Here is an 18,534-nt window from a genome sequence, read left to right on the forward strand (position 1 = left end):
AATTCTTGTCTAATATCTCAGAACTGAGGAACTATATTTGCTTTCTCAATGTGATCTATCGGTAACAGGTATTCTTCCTGATCGACAACCAACACGATATCTTCATTTTCAATACCACTGAGGAGCCCCTTAAAATTACGGCGTCCATCAAACGGCATACGCAGCTTTAACTGCAGTACGTGCCCGACATAAGCGCTGTACTGTTCCAGTGTAAACAGCGGACGATCCATACCTGGAGAGGAGACTTCTAATGTATATTCACCGCTGATCGGATCCTCTACATCCAAAATACCGCTCACCTGACGGCTTACCTTGGCACAATCTTCTACATCAATACCTGCTTCGGCATCAATATAGATCCTCAACATGCTATGACGTCCTTGGGATATCATTTCGAAACCCCATAACTGATAACCGAGAGCCACCACAGATGGCTCAATCAGTTCCTGTAACACACTCAACTTTGCTGACACGCAAAAACCTCTATATGCACTTTGAAATGCAAACAAAAAATGGGTCAAAGACCCATTCAACACACGACCCGTAGGCCGCAAGTACGAAAAAGCCCCTAAAAAGGGGCCAATCAACGTACTGCTTGATCGACAATTTCAGATATTTCTCAAAGAAAAAAATATTCTGAAATTGCTAATGGGAATCAACATTCACTGCCGCTCTTCCCCAATGGGAAAAGGTAGCCAGATAAACATTCATCTGATTAACCCTCAAGAGTCCGTTAGAGAAACTCTTCTTTCTGATTACATCTTAAAAAATGGTAGCGGGGGCCAGATTTGAACTGACGACCTTCGGGTTATGAGCCCGACGAGCTACCAGGCTGCTCCACCCCGCATCAGAAATCGGCGAGAATTATACTCTCACACACTGAGTAGTTCAAGGATAGCTTTCAGCATTCACTGATCACCGCCTCCAGACCCTGGCTCGCAACTACAAAGCAATATCCGATGCAGGTTCCAACAGACTCAGGGCACTCAAAACCCAAAAAAAGAAAGCGCCATAGGCGCTTTCTCAAAATATGGTGCCGAAGGCGGGACTTGAACCCGCACGACCATTAGGCCACCACCCCCTCAAGATGGCGTGTCTACCAATTCCACCACTTCGGCATTTGTTACGAGGTATTACTCTGCAGGCGGTACGTCCGCATCACCTGCTGGCACTTTCTGCTCTTCAAGCACAGGCAGTGTCTCAGCCTGTTGCGCAGCGCTTTCAATAAGCTCTGCAGCAGGAACACCCGCTTCAGTCACTGACGACGCCTGCTCTTTGGCATACACCGCCAGGATAAAACTGGTCACAAACAGACCCGTCGCCATAACCGCAGTCATTCGACTCAGAAACGACCCCGTCCCCTTACTACCAAAAACAGTCTGTGAAGCACCCGCACCAAAAGACGCGCCTGCTTCAGCACCTTTACCCTGCTGCAACAGCACCAAAGCAATAATGGCTGCAGCTAGCAGAACATGTACAGCAAGAACCAGAGTTTCCATCTATTTTTCCACTTACTTACGACTCTCTGCTGCCGCAGCGCAGATCGTCAGGAATTCATCAGCTTTCAGTGATGCGCCGCCAATCAGGCCGCCATCAATATCCTGTTGAGCTAAAAGCTCTGCTGCATTTGCAGCATTCATACTACCGCCATATAGAATCGACAGATTATCAGCTATTATTGCATCTTTTTCCGCTAGCTGAGCGCGGATCGCAGCATGTACTTCCTGCGCATCTCCTGGCGTAGCCGTCAACCCGGTACCTATGGCCCAAACAGGCTCATACGCTACTACCACCGAAGCGAAACCTTCAATACCGATCCGCTGCAGTGTCGCAGAGATCTGCGAATTAACTACTACCAAGGCATCCCCGGCTTCTCGCTGGCCTAATGTTTCTCCAACGCAAAGCACCGGAACCAAACCAGCTTCAAGTGTTGCAGCAACCTTTTCAGCCACCAACTCATCACTTTCACCAAAGAGACTTCGTCGCTCAGAGTGCCCCAGAATCACATACTTACAACCAAGATCCTGCAACATTTCCAGCGACCACTCACCGGTATACGCGCCCTTTGATTGCTCTGATACATTCTGCGCACCCACTGCAACAGGGGCATCAGCTATCTGATCTACCACCTGTGAAAGATACACTGCAGGCGGACAAACCAGCGTCACCAGACCATCGATTTTCATCGCACGATCAGTGATGGCGTCCAGCAAAGTCTTAATAGACTCTCTGGTACCGTTCATTTTCCAGTTTCCAGCAACAATCGTCTTACGCATGAGCTTCCCTCTGTGCAAAGCGGCGCACATAGTACCCAGTTTCCTGATTATTTACAAGCTGATAGAGCTCAGCAATCAAAATTTATCAAAGTGCTTTTCGAACAACTTCAGCAAGCTCTTTGCACAAGCTTTCAACCCATACCGCATCATCACCTTCAATCATCACGCGAACCAGTGGCTCTGTGCCTGAAGGCCTCAGTAAAACCCGGCCACGATCGCCAAGTCGTGATTCTATATCCACCACCGCTGCCTGTACCGCAGGCAATGAGATCACATCAACTTTCTCGCTAAGACGCACATTAATCATCGTTTGAGGCATCTTACCCATGGCTGACTTCAGTACATGCAACGAAGCTCCGGTATCCGCCATCGCGCGCAGAACCTGCAACGCTGCAACAATACCGTCGCCAGTAGAGATCAGATGACGGCAGATAAGGTGCCCGGAAGACTCCCCTCCCAAAAACCACTCTCTCTCTGCCAACTCAGTCATTACATAGCGATCACCCACTTGAGCCCGCACAAAAGGAATCTCAGCCTGCTTAAGCCCTTGCTCCAGACCGAAGTTGCTCATCAGCGTGCCCACGACACCCCCTTTAAGCTGGTTCTTACGCTTCATCTCCATCGCAATAATAAACAGCAGCTCGTCGCCATCAACTGGCGCGCCCTTATGGTCCACCATAATCAGACGGTCACCATCGCCATCCAACGCAATACCCAGATCAGCCTGCTCAGCAACTACAACCCTCTCAAGCAAGCGGGTAGAGGTGGCGCCGCAATCCTCATTGATGTTAATTCCGTCAGGTGATGAAGCTATCTCTATTACTTCGGCACCCAACTCGCGAAACACTTTCGGCGCGATATGGTAAGTCGCCCCATTGGCACAATCGACTGCAATTTTCAGTCCTTTGAGCTGCAAATCACCTGCCACTGTACCTTTACAGAATTCAATATAACGTCCGGCTGCATCTTCAATACGCCGAGCCTTACCCAGCTGAGCCGCTTCAACCGTCGTCATTGCCATATCCATCTGCGCTTCAATAGCATGCTCTATATCATCTGGCAGCTTAGTCCCTTGTTCAGAGAAAAACTTAATCCCATTGTCGTAATAAGGATTATGGGATGCACTAATAACTATTCCAGCGTTACAGCGAAACGTCCGGGTCAGATAAGCAATAGCCGGGGTTGGCATAGGCCCCAGCAGCAATACATCAACTCCCGCAGCAGAAAGCCCTGCCTCAAGAGCTGATTCAAACATGTAGCCAGAAATCCGGGTATCTTTACCAATAATAATTTTGCTTCGACCTTCCCGGGCAAATACCTTTCCTGCTGCCCAGCCCAGCTTAAGCATAAAGTCAGGTGTTATCGGTGCGGTGCCCACTTTACCGCGAATACCGTCGGTACCAAAATATCGCTTAGTCATTAGCTATCCTCATTAAGTACGGATTCGTTCAACACGGCCTCAGTCATCCGCACAACATCCACTGTCTCTCTTACATCATGCACTCTGAAGATCTTCGCACCCTGCTGCACACCTATGGCAACGGTCGCTAAACCACCGGCTAATCGCTGATCAACCGGACGATCCAGCACATGATCTATCATTGTTTTGCGAGATGTCCCCACCAGTAAAGGCAGCCCCATCTCATGCAATTGACTCAGGTTATTCAATAATCGCAAATTATGCTCTACCGTTTTACCAAAACCAAACCCCGGATCCAGGATAATCCGATCATTACTGATACCGGCTTTGTTACACGCACTCACCCGCTGATTGAGAAAATAACTAACATCATCCAATACATCTTCATATTCAGGAGCATCCTGCATGGTCGCCGGACTACCCTGCATATGCATAACACAGACAGGCAATCCAGTCGCTGCGGCAGCCTCTAAGGCTCCCTCACGCCCGAGCGCACGAACATCATTGATCAACCCTACTCCAAGCCGACCAACCTCAGAAATCAGTTCTGGCGCACTGGTATCAACCGAGACAATCACGTCAATCTCAGCGTTGATCCGTTCTATTACGGGCAGCACCCGATCCATCTCTTCCTGAAGAGAAACCGGCGTCGCCCCCGGGCGGGTAGATTCACCACCTACGTCGATAAAAGCAGCGCCATCTTTAACCATCTGCCGTGCTCTTGAGACTGCCTGATCAACGCATAGTTTCCGCGATTCATACAGAGAACCGCCATCAGAAAAGGAATCGGGCGTAACATTTACAATCCCCATCACTTGAGGGCGACTCAGATCCAGGGTACGAGCACCAAATCGGTAAGCAGAAAAGTTTGTCACTTCACTTCCTGTAGGCCTTTACTATTAAAAAAGGCCGGTCAGGGACCGGCCTTATGGCATTAACAATGCGGATTAATGCAGATTCTGATCCGGCTTATCTGAACCAGGAGCAGACTCATCGGAATCATCATCGCTGACTTCTGCATCATCCAGCTCAAAATCATCTTCCTCCTCATCCTTTGCTTTAGCAGCCTCATCCCGAGCCGCTCTGGAGTCAGATTCCTGCCACCCTTCCGGCGCTGTGACAGGTTTACGATCCATCAACTCATCAATCTGACCACTATCAATGGTTTCATACTTCATCAGCGCCTGAGTCATCGTCTCCAGGATATCCCGGTTATCTTCCAGCATCTGAGCCGCATTTGAGTAACACTGATCAATAATTTTACGGGTTTCCGCATCAATCTTCCGCTGAATATCTTCCGACATAGGCTTAGCACCCTGCCCATATCCACGGTTGAATGGATCCTGCTCTTCGTCATCGTACAGCAGTGGACCCATCTCTTCAGATAATCCCCACCGCGCCACCATATTTCGCGCCAGACTGGTAGCACGCTGGATATCATTAGACGCTCCGGTCGTAACACCATCTTTACCCAGCGTCATCTCCTCCGCAATTCGGCCACCATAGAGGCTGCAAATATTAGAGATAAGCATTTTACGACTGTGGCTGTATCGATCCTCTTCAGGCAGGAACATCGTCACACCCAGTGCGCGCCCGCGAGGAATAATTGAAACTTTATAGACTGGATCATGCTCTGGCATCAGACGGCCAACGATGGCATGACCTGATTCATGGTACGCCGTATTCAACCGCTCTTCATAAGACATGACCATCGATTTACGCTCTGCGCCCATCATGATCTTATCTTTAGCTCGCTCAAACTGCTCCATACCGACAGTGCGCTTACTAGCTCGTGCAGCAAAGAGAGCGGCTTCGTTTACCAGGTTTGCCAAATCGGCACCTGAGAAGCCTGGGGTACCACGCGCAATAAGATCAGGTTTTACATCGTCACCCAATGGCACTTTACGCATATGTACTTTAAGAATTTTTTCGCGGCCGCGAATATCAGGCAGACCAACATGTACCTGACGATCAAAACGCCCAGGACGCAGCAATGCCGGATCAAGTACATCAGGACGGTTCGTCGCAGCAATCACGATCACGCCTTCGGTCCCTTCAAAGCCATCCATCTCAACCAACAACTGGTTAAGCGTTTGCTCACGCTCATCATTACCGCCACCCATGCCTACGCCACGATGACGACCGACCGCATCGATCTCATCGATAAAGATAATACAAGGCGCATTTTTCTTTGCCTGTTCAAACATGTCACGAACACGGGAAGCACCAACACCAACAAACATCTCTACAAAGTCAGAACCCGAGATTGTAAAGAAAGGTACTTTTGCTTCACCAGCAATAGCTTTCGCAAGCAGCGTTTTACCGGTACCAGGATTACCTGACATCAGGACACCACGAGGAATATGCCCCCCCAGCCGCTGAAACTTTCCAGGATCGCGGAGGTAGTCGACCAGCTCTTTGACCTCTTCTTTTGCTTCCTCAACACCGGCTACATCGTCAAAGGTGGTTTTAATCTGATCCTCGCTCATCATACGCGCTTTAGACTTACCGAATGACATCGGCCCGCCTTTTCCTCCGCCACCGCCCTGCATCTGGCGCATGAAGAACATAAAGATCGCGAGAATAATCAGAATTGGAAAACTAGCGACCAACAACTGCGTCCAGACGCTCTGCTTCTCAGGCTGTTTACCCTCGATCTGAACGTTATGGTTATACAGATCATCAACCAATTTAGGATCTTGTAGCGCCGGACGCACTGTTTCAAAGTGCTCTCCATTTATCCGCTCACCCTCAATGGTGTAACCCTCAATAACAACCCGGCGAACCTGATCCTCTTTTACTGCACTGATAAACTCAGAGTAAGTAAGCGTTTGCGAGGTGCTTTCACTATTAAAGTTATTAAAAACGGTCAACAGCACTGCCGCGATGACCAGCCACAGTACTAAATTTTTTGCCATATCGTTCAAAGGAAAACCCTCTGTTCTCTCAAAATTAATGTCCGTCGGAAAACAAACAAAAGTACATTACTTAAACCATAATAACTATATCAAGGACGAAAATTTCGCCCAATAAGATAGACCTCTCGCGAACGAGCCCGAGACGAGTCGGGTTTACGGCTATACACTTTAGTAAAGCTACTACGCATATCGTTCATATATTCATCAAAACCTTCACCCTGGAACACCTTAGCAACAAAGTCTCCTCCCGGACGCAGTACCTGACGAGCCATATCCAACGCCAATTCAACCAGATACATAGCAGCCGGCTGATCAACAGCATTCATACCACTCATATTGGGGGCCATATCAGAAATTACAAGGTCTGCCAGCTCATTACCTAGCGTTTCGAGTATTTCATTCAGCACCGTCTCCTCAGTAAAGTCACCCTGAATAAACTGAACACCGGGTAAAGGGTCCATTTCCAGAATATCAGACGAGACAACCCTTCCTTCATCTCCAACCAGTTCAGCCGCCACCTGAGACCAACCACCGGGGGCGGCTCCCAAATCTACCAACGTCATACCAGGACGTATAAGCTTATCTTTTTCGTTAAGCTCCTGCAGCTTAAAGCTGGCACGGGAACGATAACCCAACTCTTTCGCCTTTCTGACATACTGATCGTCGAAGTGTTCCTGCAGCCAACGACCGCTGCTTTTTGATCTTGCCACCCATGACCCCATTCAAATTTGAGGTAATGCCTACTTTCTGCACCACAACTCAGGTAAAATCTATCAATTATGATTCTGAGCGGATCTGCCGCTCCAATATTATTCAAAGGCAAGTATTTTAGTATGAGCTTAACCTCTACGCAAAAGAAGCAGTTCCGGACCATCGGCCACAAGCTGAATCCGATTATCACCGTTGCCGGAAACGGCCTCAGCGAAAACATTCTACTGGAAGCTGACCGGGCACTGGAAGACCACGAACTGATCAAAGTAAAATTCGCCGTCGGTGATCGCGATGCTAAGAAGCAGCTGATTACTGAAATGGCTAAAATCGTTGAAGCCCTTATTGTTCAGGAAATTGGTAACGTTGCACTGTTCTATCGCGCTGCGAAAACCCCAGACCCTAAACTGTCCAATCTGCTTCGCTAGCCCATCTCAGGGCATTAATCACAAACACAAACAAAAAAACCGCCGATTGGCGGTTTTTTTAAATCCAACAGGGTCAGATATGAAATACCTGATCAACCTCATACTCAACACCACCATTAGGTGTCTGTACCACCGCAACGTCACCCTCTTCCTTGCCAATTAAGGCTCGGGCGATCGGCGAACTGATAGATATCTTGCCATTTTTAATATCCGCTTCATCATCACCCACAATCTGATAACGAACAGTCGCATCAGTTTCAAGGTTAATAATCTCAACCGTCGTACCAAAAATAACTTTACCCGTATGTGGAATCTGTGTGACATCGATTACCTGAACAGAGCCCAACTTACCTTCAAGCTCCTGAATTCGGCCTTCGATAAAACCCTGCTGTTCACGAGCAGCATGATATTCAGCATTCTCTTTCAAGTCGCCATGTTCACGGGCTTCAGCAATAGATGCAATAACGATCGGACGCTGAACGGTTTTAAGGTCGTCCAGCTCCTCACGCAGTGTTTTTTCACCCAGAACAGTCATTGGGAACTTTTGCATATTCTTTATTCCTCAGTGCAGATCTTGCAGACGGCGTACAACTTTCTCTTCACCATACTGCATTGCCTTAGTCATCGCTTCTGCACCTGCCAGCGTAGTACTGTATGGTACTTTATGCTGCAAAGCTGAACGACGTATCTCGGCTGAATCCGCAATCGCCTTACGGCCTTCAGTTGTATTGATAACATAGACGATTTCATCATTCTTCAGCATATCAACGATATTCGGACGACCTTCCATCACCTTGTTAACTACCTGAACTTCAAGACCTTCGGCTTCAAGTAACGCAGCAGTACCCCGAGTCGCAACCAGCGTAAAGCCGAGACCAACCAAGTCACGGGCAACCGGCAGTATATGGTGCTTATCCACTTCGCGCACAGAGACGAAAGCTTTACCGGTATCGGGCATTTTCTCGCCTGCCCCCAACTGCGCTTTCATAAAGGCTTCACCAAAGGTTTCACCAACACCCATTACTTCACCGGTCGATTTCATTTCCGGTGAAAGAATAGGGTCTACGCCCTGGAACTTATTGAATGGGAAGACCGCTTCTTTAACATTGTAGAGAGTCGGCACAATCTCTTCTGTGAACCCGATCTCTTGCAGCGTTTTACCCGTCATCACCTGGGCGCCAATCTTAGCCAGGGAAACACCGATACACTTAGACACAAAAGGTACAGTACGGGAGGCACGTGGATTTACTTCAATAACGTAAACTTCGCCGTCCTGATAAGCCAACTGAGTATTCATCAGACCTACTACACCCAGCTCCAGTGCCATTTTACGCACCATCTCACGCATCTCATCCTGCAGATCGTCTGCAAGGCTGTATGGAGGAAAAGAACATGCTGAGTCACCGGAATGAACACCTGCCTGCTCGATGTGCTGCATAATTGCACCAATAACAACCGTTTCACCATCGGAAACGGCGTCAATATCGACTTCAATCGCAGCATTCAGGAAATGATCCAGCAATACAGGGGCATCATGTGAGACCTGCACAGCCGTCGTCATGTACTGACGCAGCTCAGATTCCTTATAAACGATTTCCATCGCCCGACCACCTAACACATAGGATGGGCGTACAACTAGCGGATACCCCAGCTTTTCAGCTTCGATAATCGCCTCTTCCAGTGAGCGTACAGTAGCGTTTTCTGGCTGCTTCAGGCCCAGACGCTTCAGCAACTGCTGGAACTGTTCACGGTCTTCCGCACGGTCGATCGCTTCAGGAGAAGTTCCGATAATAGGAACGCCCGCTTGCTCTAATGCCAGAGCCAGTTTCAGAGGTGTCTGACCACCGTACTGAACAATAACACCCTTAGGCTGTTCAACATGAACAATTTCCAGTACATCTTCCAGCGTAATCGGCTCGAAATAGAGACGATCAGAGGTATCGTAGTCAGTTGAAACAGTTTCAGGGTTACAATTAACCATGATAGTTTCAAAACCATCTTCACGAGCAGCCAGTGCTGCATGTACGCAGCAATAATCAAACTCAATACCCTGTCCGATACGGTTAGGGCCACCACCAATAACCATGATTTTCTCACGGCCAGATGGTTTAGACTCACACTCTTCTTCATAGGTGGAGTACATGTAAGCAGTATCAGTAGAAAATTCAGCAGCACAAGTATCAACACGCTTGTATACCGGGCGAATATCCATTGAGTGACGACGCTTACGAACCTGCTTTTCAGACACACCCAGCAGTGTAGCCAGACGCGCATCAGCAAAACCTTTACGCTTCAAACGGAAGAGCTTGTCTTTATCCAGCTCAGACAAAGACATTTCAGAAATGCGCTGCTCGTCCTTAATAAGATCTTCAATCTGAACCAGATACCAGTGATCGATACCAGACAGCTCATAAAGCTCGTCAACAGACATACCAAGGCGGAAAGCATCACCTACATACCAGATCCGCTCAGCGCCAGGCTGCTTCATCTCACGCACAATCTCAGCACGAGCATCTTCGCTATCCAGATCAACAATAGGATCAAGACCCGTTGCACCGACTTCAAGGCCACGTAACGCTTTCTGCAAAGACTCCTGCTGAGTACGACCGATCGCCATTACCTCACCAACAGACTTCATCTGAGTAGTCAGGCGATCATTAGCCTGTGGAAACTTTTCAAACGTAAAGCGTGGAATCTTCGTTACAACATAATCGATAGCTGGCTCAAATGATGCTGGAGTCGCACCACCAGTAATATCATTTTGTAGTTCATCCAGGGTATAACCAACTGCCAGCTTTGCAGCTACTTTAGCAATTGGAAAACCTGTCGCCTTTGAGGCTAACGCAGATGAACGAGATACCCGCGGATTCATCTCGATAATGACAAAACGCCCCGTGTTAGGGCACTGACCGAACTGCACATTTGAGCCGCCGGTTTCAACACCGATTTCACGCAGCACTGCCAGAGACGCATCACGCATCCACTGATACTCTTTATCAGTCAGAGTCTGTGCAGGCGCAACGGTAATAGAATCGCCCGTATGCACTCCCATCGCATCAAAGTTTTCAATAGAACAGATGATGATGCAGTTATCGCTTTTATCACGAACCACTTCCATCTCGTACTCTTTCCAGCCGATCAGGGATTCGTCGATCAAAAGCTCACTGGTTGGAGACAGATCCAATCCACGTTCACAGATCTCGATAAACTCTTCTTTGTTATAAGCGATACCGCCGCCGGTGCCACCCATTGTAAATGACGGCCGGATAATCGACGGAAAGCCTAACTGAGACTGCACTTGCAGTGCCTCTTCCATACTGTGAGCAATCGCTGCACGCGGGCATTCCAGGCCGATAGACTTCATCGCTTTATCAAAGCGATCACGATCTTCCGCTTTATCTATTGTGTCAGCATTCGCGCCGATCATCTCGACACCAAACTGCTCCAGAACACCTTCACGCTCTAGATCTAACGCGCAGTTCAGAGCAGTCTGGCCACCCATCGTCGGCAGCAAGGCATCCGGACGTTCTTGTTCAATAATCTTAGCGACTGTTTTCCACTGAATAGGCTCGATATAGGTGGCATCAGCCATCGCTGGATCGGTCATAATGGTCGCAGGATTCGAGTTAACCAGAATAACGCGATAGCCCTCTTCTCGCAGAGCTTTACAGGCCTGGGCACCGGAGTAATCAAACTCACAGGCCTGACCGATAACGATAGGACCCGCACCGAGGATCAGAATACTTTGTATGTCCGTACGTTTTGGCATGTGTAAATAACCGATCGAAAATATGATTCGTTAAACACTGCCCGGGAGTTTCTCACCGGGCAATACGTATAGTCTTAACTCTGGCTTTTCAAGCCTTGCGCGCTTCAATATCGCGGATAAAGCGATCAAATAATGGCGCAACATCGCGTGGCCCTGGGCTTGCTTCAGGATGCCCCTGAAAACTAAATGCAGCCCGGTCCGTACGTTCAATCCCTTGCAGCGAACCGTCAAACAGCGACTTATGAGTTGCCCGCAGATTCTCTGGCATTGATCCCTCATCAACCGCAAAGCCATGATTCTGACTCGTAATCATAACCTGCTTACTATTCAAGTCCTGAACAGGGTGATTGGCACCATGATGACCAAACTTCATCTTCATAGTTTGCGCACCGGAAGCCAGCGCTAGCAGCTGATGACCCAGACAAATACCAAAGACAGGAAGATCAGACTTACAGATTTCCTGAATAGCTGTAATTGCATAATCGCATGGCTCCGGATCACCCGGACCGTTTGAAAGAAACACGCCATCGGGATTCAATGCCAGTACTTCAGCCGCCGGTGTTTTAGCAGGTACAACAGTCAAACGACAACCACGTTCAACCAGCATTCGCAGAATATTTCGTTTAACACCAAAGTCATACGCAACGACGTGATGAGGCAACTCTACTTCATCAATTTCCTGATGACCTTCGACACGATCCCAGGTAGTTGATGTCCACTGATATTGCTCAGAAGTGGTAACCTCTTTCGCCAGATCCATACCTTTCAGACCAGCGAAAGCTTTAGCCGCGGCCAAAGCACTGTCTTCATCAATGTCGCCAGCCATGATACAGCCGTTCAGTGACCCCTTCTCACGAAGAATCCGGGTCAACCTGCGGGTATCGATATCAGCGATACCAACGATATTCTTTTCTTTCAGATAATCATCCAGGCTTTGCTCATTACGCCAACTACTTGCGACTAGCGGAAGATCCCGGATTACAAGACCTGCAACCCATGTATTAGAAGACTCTTCATCTTCTTTATTCGTTCCCACGTTACCGATGTGTGGATAGGTCAGGGTCACAATCTGACGGCAATAAGATGGATCCGTCAGAATCTCCTGATAGCCAGTCATCGAAGTATTAAATACAACTTCTCCGTTGGACTGGCCATCCGCGCCAATCGCTACTCCCCGGAAGATACTGCCGTCCTCAAGGGCCAGAATGGCTGGTCTTGTCAAAATTAACCTCCCCGCTTAGTGCGAAAATCTAAACAGAATTAATAAACTGTAAGTTGCAAAAAAGCGAGGTAGAACAAAATGTTCACCTCGCTTTTTTGGATAGAATTCTTTATATGCATTCAGCACATCTAAATCGGCGACATTCTAGTTCATCTAGCCCGCTTTGTCTATCTCAGCTCGCCACCCATTCTTTCTATCTGCATAAAAATCCCAGAACCGACGACAACTAAGAAGACCTTTACTCTTACGCTTATTCCAGCCACTAGCAGGCGCGTAGCGCCGTCCGAGCAAGCGACGCAGTCGCGTCTAGCGCCTGTTTTCTAAATCCCAGACACGAAAAAGCCCCGACCAAACTAATGATCGGGGCTGTCTCTTATTTGAAGCTTGGCGATGACCTACTCTCGCATAAGGAAACCCTACACTACCATTGGCGCTAAGACGTTTCACTTCCGAGTTCGGTAAGGGATCGGGTGGTTCCATCTCGCTATGGTCGCCAAGCAAAACTGGTTGCTCTAACGATTGAACATTGCTGTTCAAGCGTCATTTGAATCCTGTAATCAGTCGGAGAGTATGTACAAACTCTTATCCGTCTTGCATATATCGTCTTTCAATCAGATGACCCAAACGCTTTTGGCGTTATATGGTCAAGCCTCACGAGCAATTAGTACTGGTTAGCTCAACGCCTCACAACGCTTACACACCCAGCCTATCAACGTCCTGGTCTTGAACGGCTCTTCAGGGGACTCAAGGTCCCAGTGAGATCTCATCTTGAAGGGGGCTTCCCGCTTAGATGCTTTCAGCGGTTATCCTGTCCGAACGTAGCTACCGGGCAATGCCATTGGCATGACAACCCGAACACCAGAGGTTCGTTCACTCCGGTCCTCTCGTACTAGGAGCAACTCTTCTCAAATCTCAAACGTCCACGGCAGATAGGGACCGAACTGTCTCACGACGTTCTAAACCCAGCTCGCGTACCACTTTAAATGGCGAACAGCCATACCCTTGGGACCGGCTTCAGCCCCAGGATGTGATGAGCCGACATCGAGGTGCCAAACACCGCCGTCGATGTGAACTCTTGGGCGGTATCAGCCTGTTATCCCCGGAGTACCTTTTATCCGTTGAGCGATGGCCCTTCCATACAGAACCACCGGATCACTAAGACCTACTTTCGTACCTGCTCGACGTGTCAGTCTCGCAGTCAAGCGCGCTTATGCCTTTATACTCGATGCATGATTTCCGACCATGCTGAGCGCACCTTCGTACTCCTCCGTTACTCTTTAGGAGGAGACCGCCCCAGTCAAACTACCCACCACACAATGTCCTCGATCCCGATAAGGGACCTGAGTTAGAACCTCAATAGTACCAGGCTGGTATTTCAAGATTGGCTCCATCTGAACTGGCGTCCAGATTTCAAAGCCTCCCAGCTATCCTACACAAGTAATATCAAAGTCCACTGCGAAGCTATAGTAAAGGTTCACGGGGTCTTTCCGTCTAGCCGCGGATATACGGCATCTTAACCGCAATTTCAATTTCACTGAGTCTCGGGTGGAGACAGTGTGGCCATCGTTACGCCATTCGTGCAGGTCGGAACTTACCCGACAAGGAATTTCGCTACCTTAGGACCGTTATAGTTACGGCCGCCGTTTACTTGGGCTTCGATCAAGAGCTTCGCCGAAGCTAACCCCATCAATTAACCTTCAAGCACCGGGCAGGCGTCACACCCTATACGTCCACTTTCGTGTTTGCAGAGTGCTGTGTTTTTAATAAACAGTCGCAGCCACCTAGTATCTTCGACCAGCGCTAGCTTAGGGAGCAAGTCCCATCACCAGCACCGGCGTACCTTCTCCCGAAGTTACGGTACCATTTTGCCTAGTTCCTTCACCCGAGTTCTCTCAAGCGCCTTGGTATTCTCTACCTGACCACCTGTGTCGGTTTGGGGTACGATTTCTTGTTATCTGAAGCTTAGAAGTTTTTCCTGGAAGCATGGCATCAACCACTTCACCCAAAAGAGGGTTCGTCATCAATTCTCAGTCTTATAAGGACCCGGATTTTCCTAAGTCCTAAACCTACAACCTTAAACACGGACAACCAACGCCGTGCTGGCCTAGCCTTCTCCGTCACTCCATCGCAATAACAAAAAGTACAGGAATATTAACCTGTTTCCCATCGACTACGCTCTTCAGCCTCGCCTTAGGGGTCGACTCACCCTACCCTGATTAGCATTGGATAGGAACCCTTGGTCTTCCGGCGGGGGGGTTTTTCACCCCCCTTATCGTTACTCATGTCAGCATTCGCACTTCTGATACCTCCAGGATGCCTTACAGCTTTCCCTTCAACGGCTTACAGAACGCTCCTCTACCATGCTATAAATAGCATCCGTAGCTTCGGTGTATGGTTTGAGCCCCGTTATATCTTCCGCGCAGGCCGACTCGACTAGTGAGCTATTACGCTTTCTTTAAAGGGTGGCTGCTTCTAAGCCAACCTCCTAGCTGTCTAAGCCTTCCCACATCGTTTCCCACTTAACCATAACTTTGGGACCTTAGCTGACGGTCTGGGTTGTTTCCCTTTTCACGACGGACGTTAGCACCCGCCGTGTGTCTCCCATAATTGCACTCTACGGTATTCGGAGTTTGCATCGGGTTGGTAAGTCGGGATGACCCCCTAGCCGAAACAGTGCTCTACCCCCGTAGGTGAGATATGAGGCGCTACCTAAATAGCTTTCGAGGAGAACCAGCTATCTCCGAGCTTGATTAGCCTTTCACTCCGATCCACAAGTCATCCGCTGGCTTTTCAACGACAGTCGGTTCGGTCCTCCAGTTGATGTTACTCAACCTTCAACCTGCCCATGGATAGATCGCTCGGTTTCGGGTCTAATCCTAGCAACTGAACGCCCTATTAAGACTCGGTTTCCCTACGGCTCCCCTATACGGTTAACCTTGCTACTAAAATTAAGTCGCTGACCCATTATACAAAAGGTACGCAGTCACGGTCTCAAGGACCGCTCCCACTGCTTGTACGTACACGGTTTCAGGTTCTATTTCACTCCCCTCACAGGGGTTCTTTTCGCCTTTCCCTCACGGTACTGGTTCACTATCGGTCAGTCAGGAGTATTTAGCCTTGGAGGATGGTCCCCCCATGTTCAGACAGGATATCACGTGTCCCGTCCTACTCGATTTCACTGTGTATAAGTTTTCAAATACGGGGCTATCACCCACTATGGCCGCACTTTCCAGAGCGTTCTTTTAACTACAACACAGCTTAAGGGCTGGTCCCCGTTCGCTCGCCGCTACTAGGGGAATCTCGGTTGATTTCTTTTCCTCCGGGTACTTAGATGTTTCAGTTCCCCGGGTTCGCTTCTCAAGAGCTATGTATTCACTCAAGAGATACCCAGCTTATACTGGGTGGGTTTCCCCATTCGGAAATGTCCGGATCAAAGGCCGTTTACCGCCTCCCCGAACCTTATCGCAGGTTACCACGTCCTTCATCGCCTCTGACTGCCAAGGCATCCACCGTGCACGCTTAGTCACTTGACCATATAACCCAAAAGGGTCTGTCAAAGTCACTGATTAAACTTCATTTGTCATCTTTCGATGACTGCTGAAATAACGATACATTACGCCGGATAAGCGCTTGTACATTTTCTTTCTCGTTTTGTTACAGGATTCAATTGTTAAAGAGCGTTTAAAGCTAAAAGCTTTAAAAAATAAACATCAGATGATGTGTATGTTTTAAAACTTTAGAGACCATTTAAAGTTCAGTAAATGGTGGAGCTATGCGGGATCGAACCGCAGACCTCCTGCGTGCAAAGCAGGCGCTCTCCCAGCTGAGCTATAGCCCCAATGATTAGTACCATCTTTCGTTCTACTCGTGAGTATGACGGAAGATTGGTAGGCCTGAGTGGACTTGAACCACCGACCTCACCCTTATCAGGGGTGCGCTCTAACCAGCTGAGCTACAAGCCTATCGCATAAAAAACAGCCTCTCGGCTGCTAGTTGCTCTCTCTATCAGTGATCAGATAATTCGTGTGAACGCTTGCTAAGAATCCGCTATCGTTTAAGGAGGTGATCCAGCCCCAGGTTCCCCTAGGGCTACCTTGTTACGACTTCACCCCAGTCATGAACCACACCGTGGTAACCGCCCTCCCGAAGGTTAAGCTAGCTACTTCTGGTGCAATCCACTCCCATGGTGTGACGGGCGGTGTGTACAAGGCCCGGGAACGTATTCACCGCGACATTCTGATTCGCGATTACTAGCGATTCCGACTTCATGGAGTCGAGTTGCAGACTCCAATCCGGACTACGACCGGTTTTCTGAGATTTGCTCCCCCTCGCAGGTTTGCGGCCCTCTGTACCGGCCATTGTAGCACGTGTGTAGCCCTACTCGTAAGGGCCATGATGACTTGACGTCGTCCCCACCTTCCTCCGGTTTGTCACCGGCAGTCTCCTTAGAGTTCCCACCATTACGTGCTGGCAAATAAGGACAAGGGTTGCGCTCGTTACGGGACTTAACCCAACATTTCACAACACGAGCTGACGACAGCCATGCAGCACCTGTCACAGAGTTCCCGAAGGCACTAAGCTATCTCTAGCGAATTCTCTGGATTTCAAGAGTAGGTAAGGTTCTTCGCGTTGCGTCGAATTAAACCACATGCTCCACCGCTTGTGCGGGCCCCCGTCAATTCATTTGAGTTTTAACCTTGCGGCCGTACTCCCCAGGCGGTCTACTTATTGCGTTAGCTGCGCCACTAAGAAATCAAGTTTCCCAACGGCTAGTAGACATCGTTTACGGCGTGGACTACCAGGGTATCTAATCCTGTTTGCTCCCCACGCTTTCGCACCTCAGCGTCAGTATCAGACCAGGTGGTCGCCTTCGCCACTGGTGTTCCTTCCTATATCTACGCATTTCACCGCTACACAGGAAATTCCACCACCCTCTTCTGTACTCTAGTTTGCCAGTATCAGGTGCAGTTCCCAGGTTGAGCCCGGGGCTTTCACATCTGACTTAACAAACCGCCTACGCGCGCTTTACGCCCAGTAATTCCGATTAACGCTCGGACCCTCCGTATTACCGCGGCTGCTGGCACGGAGTTAGCCGGTCCTTCTTCTGCAGTTAACGTCACAGCTAGCAGTTATTAACTACCAACCTTTCCTCACTGCTGAAAGTGCTTTACAACCCTAAGGCCTTCTTCACACACGCGGCATGGCTGCATCAGGCTTTCGCCCATTGTGCAATATTCCCCACTGCTGCCTCCCGTAGGAGTCTGGACCGTGTCTCAGTTCCAGTGTGGCTGATCATCCTCTCAGACCAGCTACGGATCGTCGCCTTGGTGAGCCATTACCTCACCAACAAGCTAATCCGACGCAGACTCATCTAATAGCGAAAGGCCCGAAGGTCCCCTCCTTTCCCCCGTAGGGCGTATGCGGTATTAATCCAAATTTCTCTGGGCTATCCCCCACTACTAGGTAGATTTCTACGCGTTACTCACCCGTCCGCCGCTCGTCATCTTCTAGCAAGCTAGAAATGTTACCGCTCGACTTGCATGTGTTAGGCCTGCCGCCAGCGTTCAATCTGAGCCATGATCAAACTCTTCAGTTTAAATCAAGAATGTCGGAAAAAGACATTCTGTAAATCTAGCTCAAAGCATTAAACAATTTCACATAAAAACAAATAAATGTATTCACGTTGGTCGTTTGCTTTGATAAAGCTTTTTGCTTCATCTCAACAAACGCCCACACGAATTATCTGATCAAACTGTTAAAGAGCGTTGCTATTAACTCTCAACCGTTTCCGGT

The 18,534-nt window shown here is 48.9% G+C and carries 11 protein-coding genes, 4 tRNA genes and 3 rRNA genes; 1 reads left to right on the forward strand and 17 read right to left on the reverse strand.

Annotated elements, in window-relative coordinates:
- Positions 1-17: 17 nt before the first annotated feature.
- The 9 genes from rimP to rlmE all read right to left on the reverse strand — a co-directional run bounded on the left by rimP (position 18) and on the right by rlmE (position 7,336).
- Positions 18-473, reverse strand: coding sequence for a ribosome maturation factor RimP (gene rimP, locus AMJAP_RS16305; RefSeq protein ID WP_019623119.1), 456 nt, complete (start codon positions 471-473; stop codon positions 18-20).
- Positions 474-770: 297 nt separating this feature from the next.
- Positions 771-847 (reverse strand) — tRNA-Met (locus AMJAP_RS16310).
- A 184-nt stretch (positions 848-1,031) separates the two neighbouring features.
- Positions 1,032-1,118 (reverse strand) — tRNA-Leu (locus AMJAP_RS16315).
- A 15-nt stretch (positions 1,119-1,133) separates the two neighbouring features.
- Positions 1,134-1,499, reverse strand: coding sequence for a preprotein translocase subunit SecG (secG, locus tag AMJAP_RS16320; protein WP_019623118.1), 366 nt, complete (start codon positions 1,497-1,499; stop codon positions 1,134-1,136).
- 12 nt (positions 1,500-1,511) lie between these two features.
- Positions 1,512-2,276, reverse strand: a complete 765-nt coding sequence (tpiA, locus tag AMJAP_RS16325; RefSeq protein WP_019623117.1) for a triose-phosphate isomerase — start codon at positions 2,274-2,276, stop codon at positions 1,512-1,514.
- Positions 2,277-2,361: 85 nt separating this feature from the next.
- Positions 2,362-3,696, reverse strand: a complete 1,335-nt coding sequence (gene glmM, locus AMJAP_RS16330) for a phosphoglucosamine mutase (protein ID WP_019623116.1) — start codon at positions 3,694-3,696, stop codon at positions 2,362-2,364.
- Positions 3,696-4,571: a dihydropteroate synthase gene (folP, locus tag AMJAP_RS16335; RefSeq protein ID WP_019623115.1), complete on the reverse strand. Its 876-nt coding sequence runs from the start codon at positions 4,569-4,571 to the stop codon at positions 3,696-3,698. The genes glmM and folP overlap by 1 nt, the downstream gene beginning before the upstream one ends.
- Before the next feature lie 72 nt (positions 4,572-4,643).
- The gene (gene ftsH / locus AMJAP_RS16340) at positions 4,644-6,614 is read right to left on the reverse strand and encodes an ATP-dependent zinc metalloprotease FtsH (protein WP_019623114.1); all 1,971 of its coding nucleotides are present in this window, start codon (positions 6,612-6,614) and stop codon (positions 4,644-4,646) included.
- Between the two features lie 89 nt (positions 6,615-6,703).
- Positions 6,704-7,336: a 23S rRNA (uridine(2552)-2'-O)-methyltransferase RlmE gene (gene rlmE, locus AMJAP_RS16345; RefSeq protein WP_040405057.1), complete on the reverse strand. Its 633-nt coding sequence runs from the start codon at positions 7,334-7,336 to the stop codon at positions 6,704-6,706.
- Between the two features lie 111 nt (positions 7,337-7,447).
- Between rlmE and AMJAP_RS16350 the strand changes: the two genes are divergently transcribed.
- Positions 7,448-7,750 (forward strand): YhbY family RNA-binding protein, encoded by a 303-nt coding sequence (locus tag AMJAP_RS16350; RefSeq protein ID WP_026340258.1) that lies wholly within the window; start codon positions 7,448-7,450, stop codon positions 7,748-7,750.
- Between the two features lie 73 nt (positions 7,751-7,823).
- Here the strand turns inward: AMJAP_RS16350 and greA are convergent, their stop codons facing one another.
- The 8 genes from greA to AMJAP_RS16390 form a co-directional block, all read right to left on the reverse strand.
- Positions 7,824-8,300 carry a transcription elongation factor GreA gene (gene greA, locus AMJAP_RS16355; protein ID WP_019623111.1) on the reverse strand — a complete coding sequence of 159 codons (477 nt, stop codon included), beginning with the start codon at positions 8,298-8,300 and terminating at the stop codon, positions 7,824-7,826.
- A gap of 12 nt (positions 8,301-8,312) precedes the next feature.
- Positions 8,313-11,519, reverse strand: coding sequence for a carbamoyl-phosphate synthase large subunit (carB, locus tag AMJAP_RS16360; protein WP_019623110.1), 3,207 nt, complete (start codon positions 11,517-11,519; stop codon positions 8,313-8,315).
- 88 nt (positions 11,520-11,607) lie between these two features.
- Positions 11,608-12,741: a glutamine-hydrolyzing carbamoyl-phosphate synthase small subunit gene (carA, locus tag AMJAP_RS16365; RefSeq protein WP_019623109.1), complete on the reverse strand. Its 1,134-nt coding sequence runs from the start codon at positions 12,739-12,741 to the stop codon at positions 11,608-11,610.
- Positions 12,742-13,123: 382 nt separating this feature from the next.
- A 5S ribosomal RNA gene (rrf, locus tag AMJAP_RS16370) occupies positions 13,124-13,239 on the reverse strand.
- Between the two features lie 142 nt (positions 13,240-13,381).
- A 23S ribosomal RNA gene (locus AMJAP_RS16375) occupies positions 13,382-16,274 on the reverse strand.
- Positions 16,275-16,503: 229 nt separating this feature from the next.
- Positions 16,504-16,579 (reverse strand) — tRNA-Ala (locus tag AMJAP_RS16380).
- Positions 16,580-16,626: 47 nt separating this feature from the next.
- Positions 16,627-16,703, reverse strand: a tRNA-Ile gene (locus tag AMJAP_RS16385).
- 93 nt (positions 16,704-16,796) lie between these two features.
- Positions 16,797-18,337: ribosomal RNA gene (locus AMJAP_RS16390) — 16S ribosomal RNA — on the reverse strand.
- The 16S, 23S and 5S rRNA genes sit together here with 2 tRNA genes alongside, the layout of an rRNA operon.
- Between the last annotated feature and the right edge of the window lie 197 nt (positions 18,338-18,534).

Origin of the sequence: Amphritea japonica ATCC BAA-1530 (genome assembly GCF_016592435.1) — a bacterium.
In the GTDB taxonomy this organism is placed as follows: domain Bacteria; phylum Pseudomonadota; class Gammaproteobacteria; order Pseudomonadales; family Balneatricaceae; genus Amphritea; species Amphritea japonica.

Bases quoted from the DNA above. Each gene is read 5' to 3' on its own strand.
- secG (WP_019623118.1), bottom strand. From the start codon at position 1,499: ATGGAAACTCTGGTTCTTGCTGTACATGTTCTGCTAGCTGCAGCCATT.
- tpiA (WP_019623117.1), bottom strand. From the start codon at position 2,276: ATGCGTAAGACGATTGTTGCTGGAAACTGGAAAATGAACGGTACCAGA.
- glmM (WP_019623116.1), bottom strand. From the start codon at position 3,696: ATGACTAAGCGATATTTTGGTACCGACGGTATTCGCGGTAAAGTGGGC.
- ftsH (WP_019623114.1), bottom strand. From the start codon at position 6,614: ATGGCAAAAAATTTAGTACTGTGGCTGGTCATCGCGGCAGTGCTGTTG.
- rlmE (WP_040405057.1), bottom strand. From the start codon at position 7,336: ATGGGGTCATGGGTGGCAAGATCAAAAAGCAGCGGTCGTTGGCTGCAG.
- AMJAP_RS16350 (WP_026340258.1), top strand. From the start codon at position 7,448: ATGAGCTTAACCTCTACGCAAAAGAAGCAGTTCCGGACCATCGGCCAC.
- greA (WP_019623111.1), bottom strand. From the start codon at position 8,300: ATGCAAAAGTTCCCAATGACTGTTCTGGGTGAAAAAACACTGCGTGAG.
- carB (WP_019623110.1), bottom strand. From the start codon at position 11,519: ATGCCAAAACGTACGGACATACAAAGTATTCTGATCCTCGGTGCGGGT.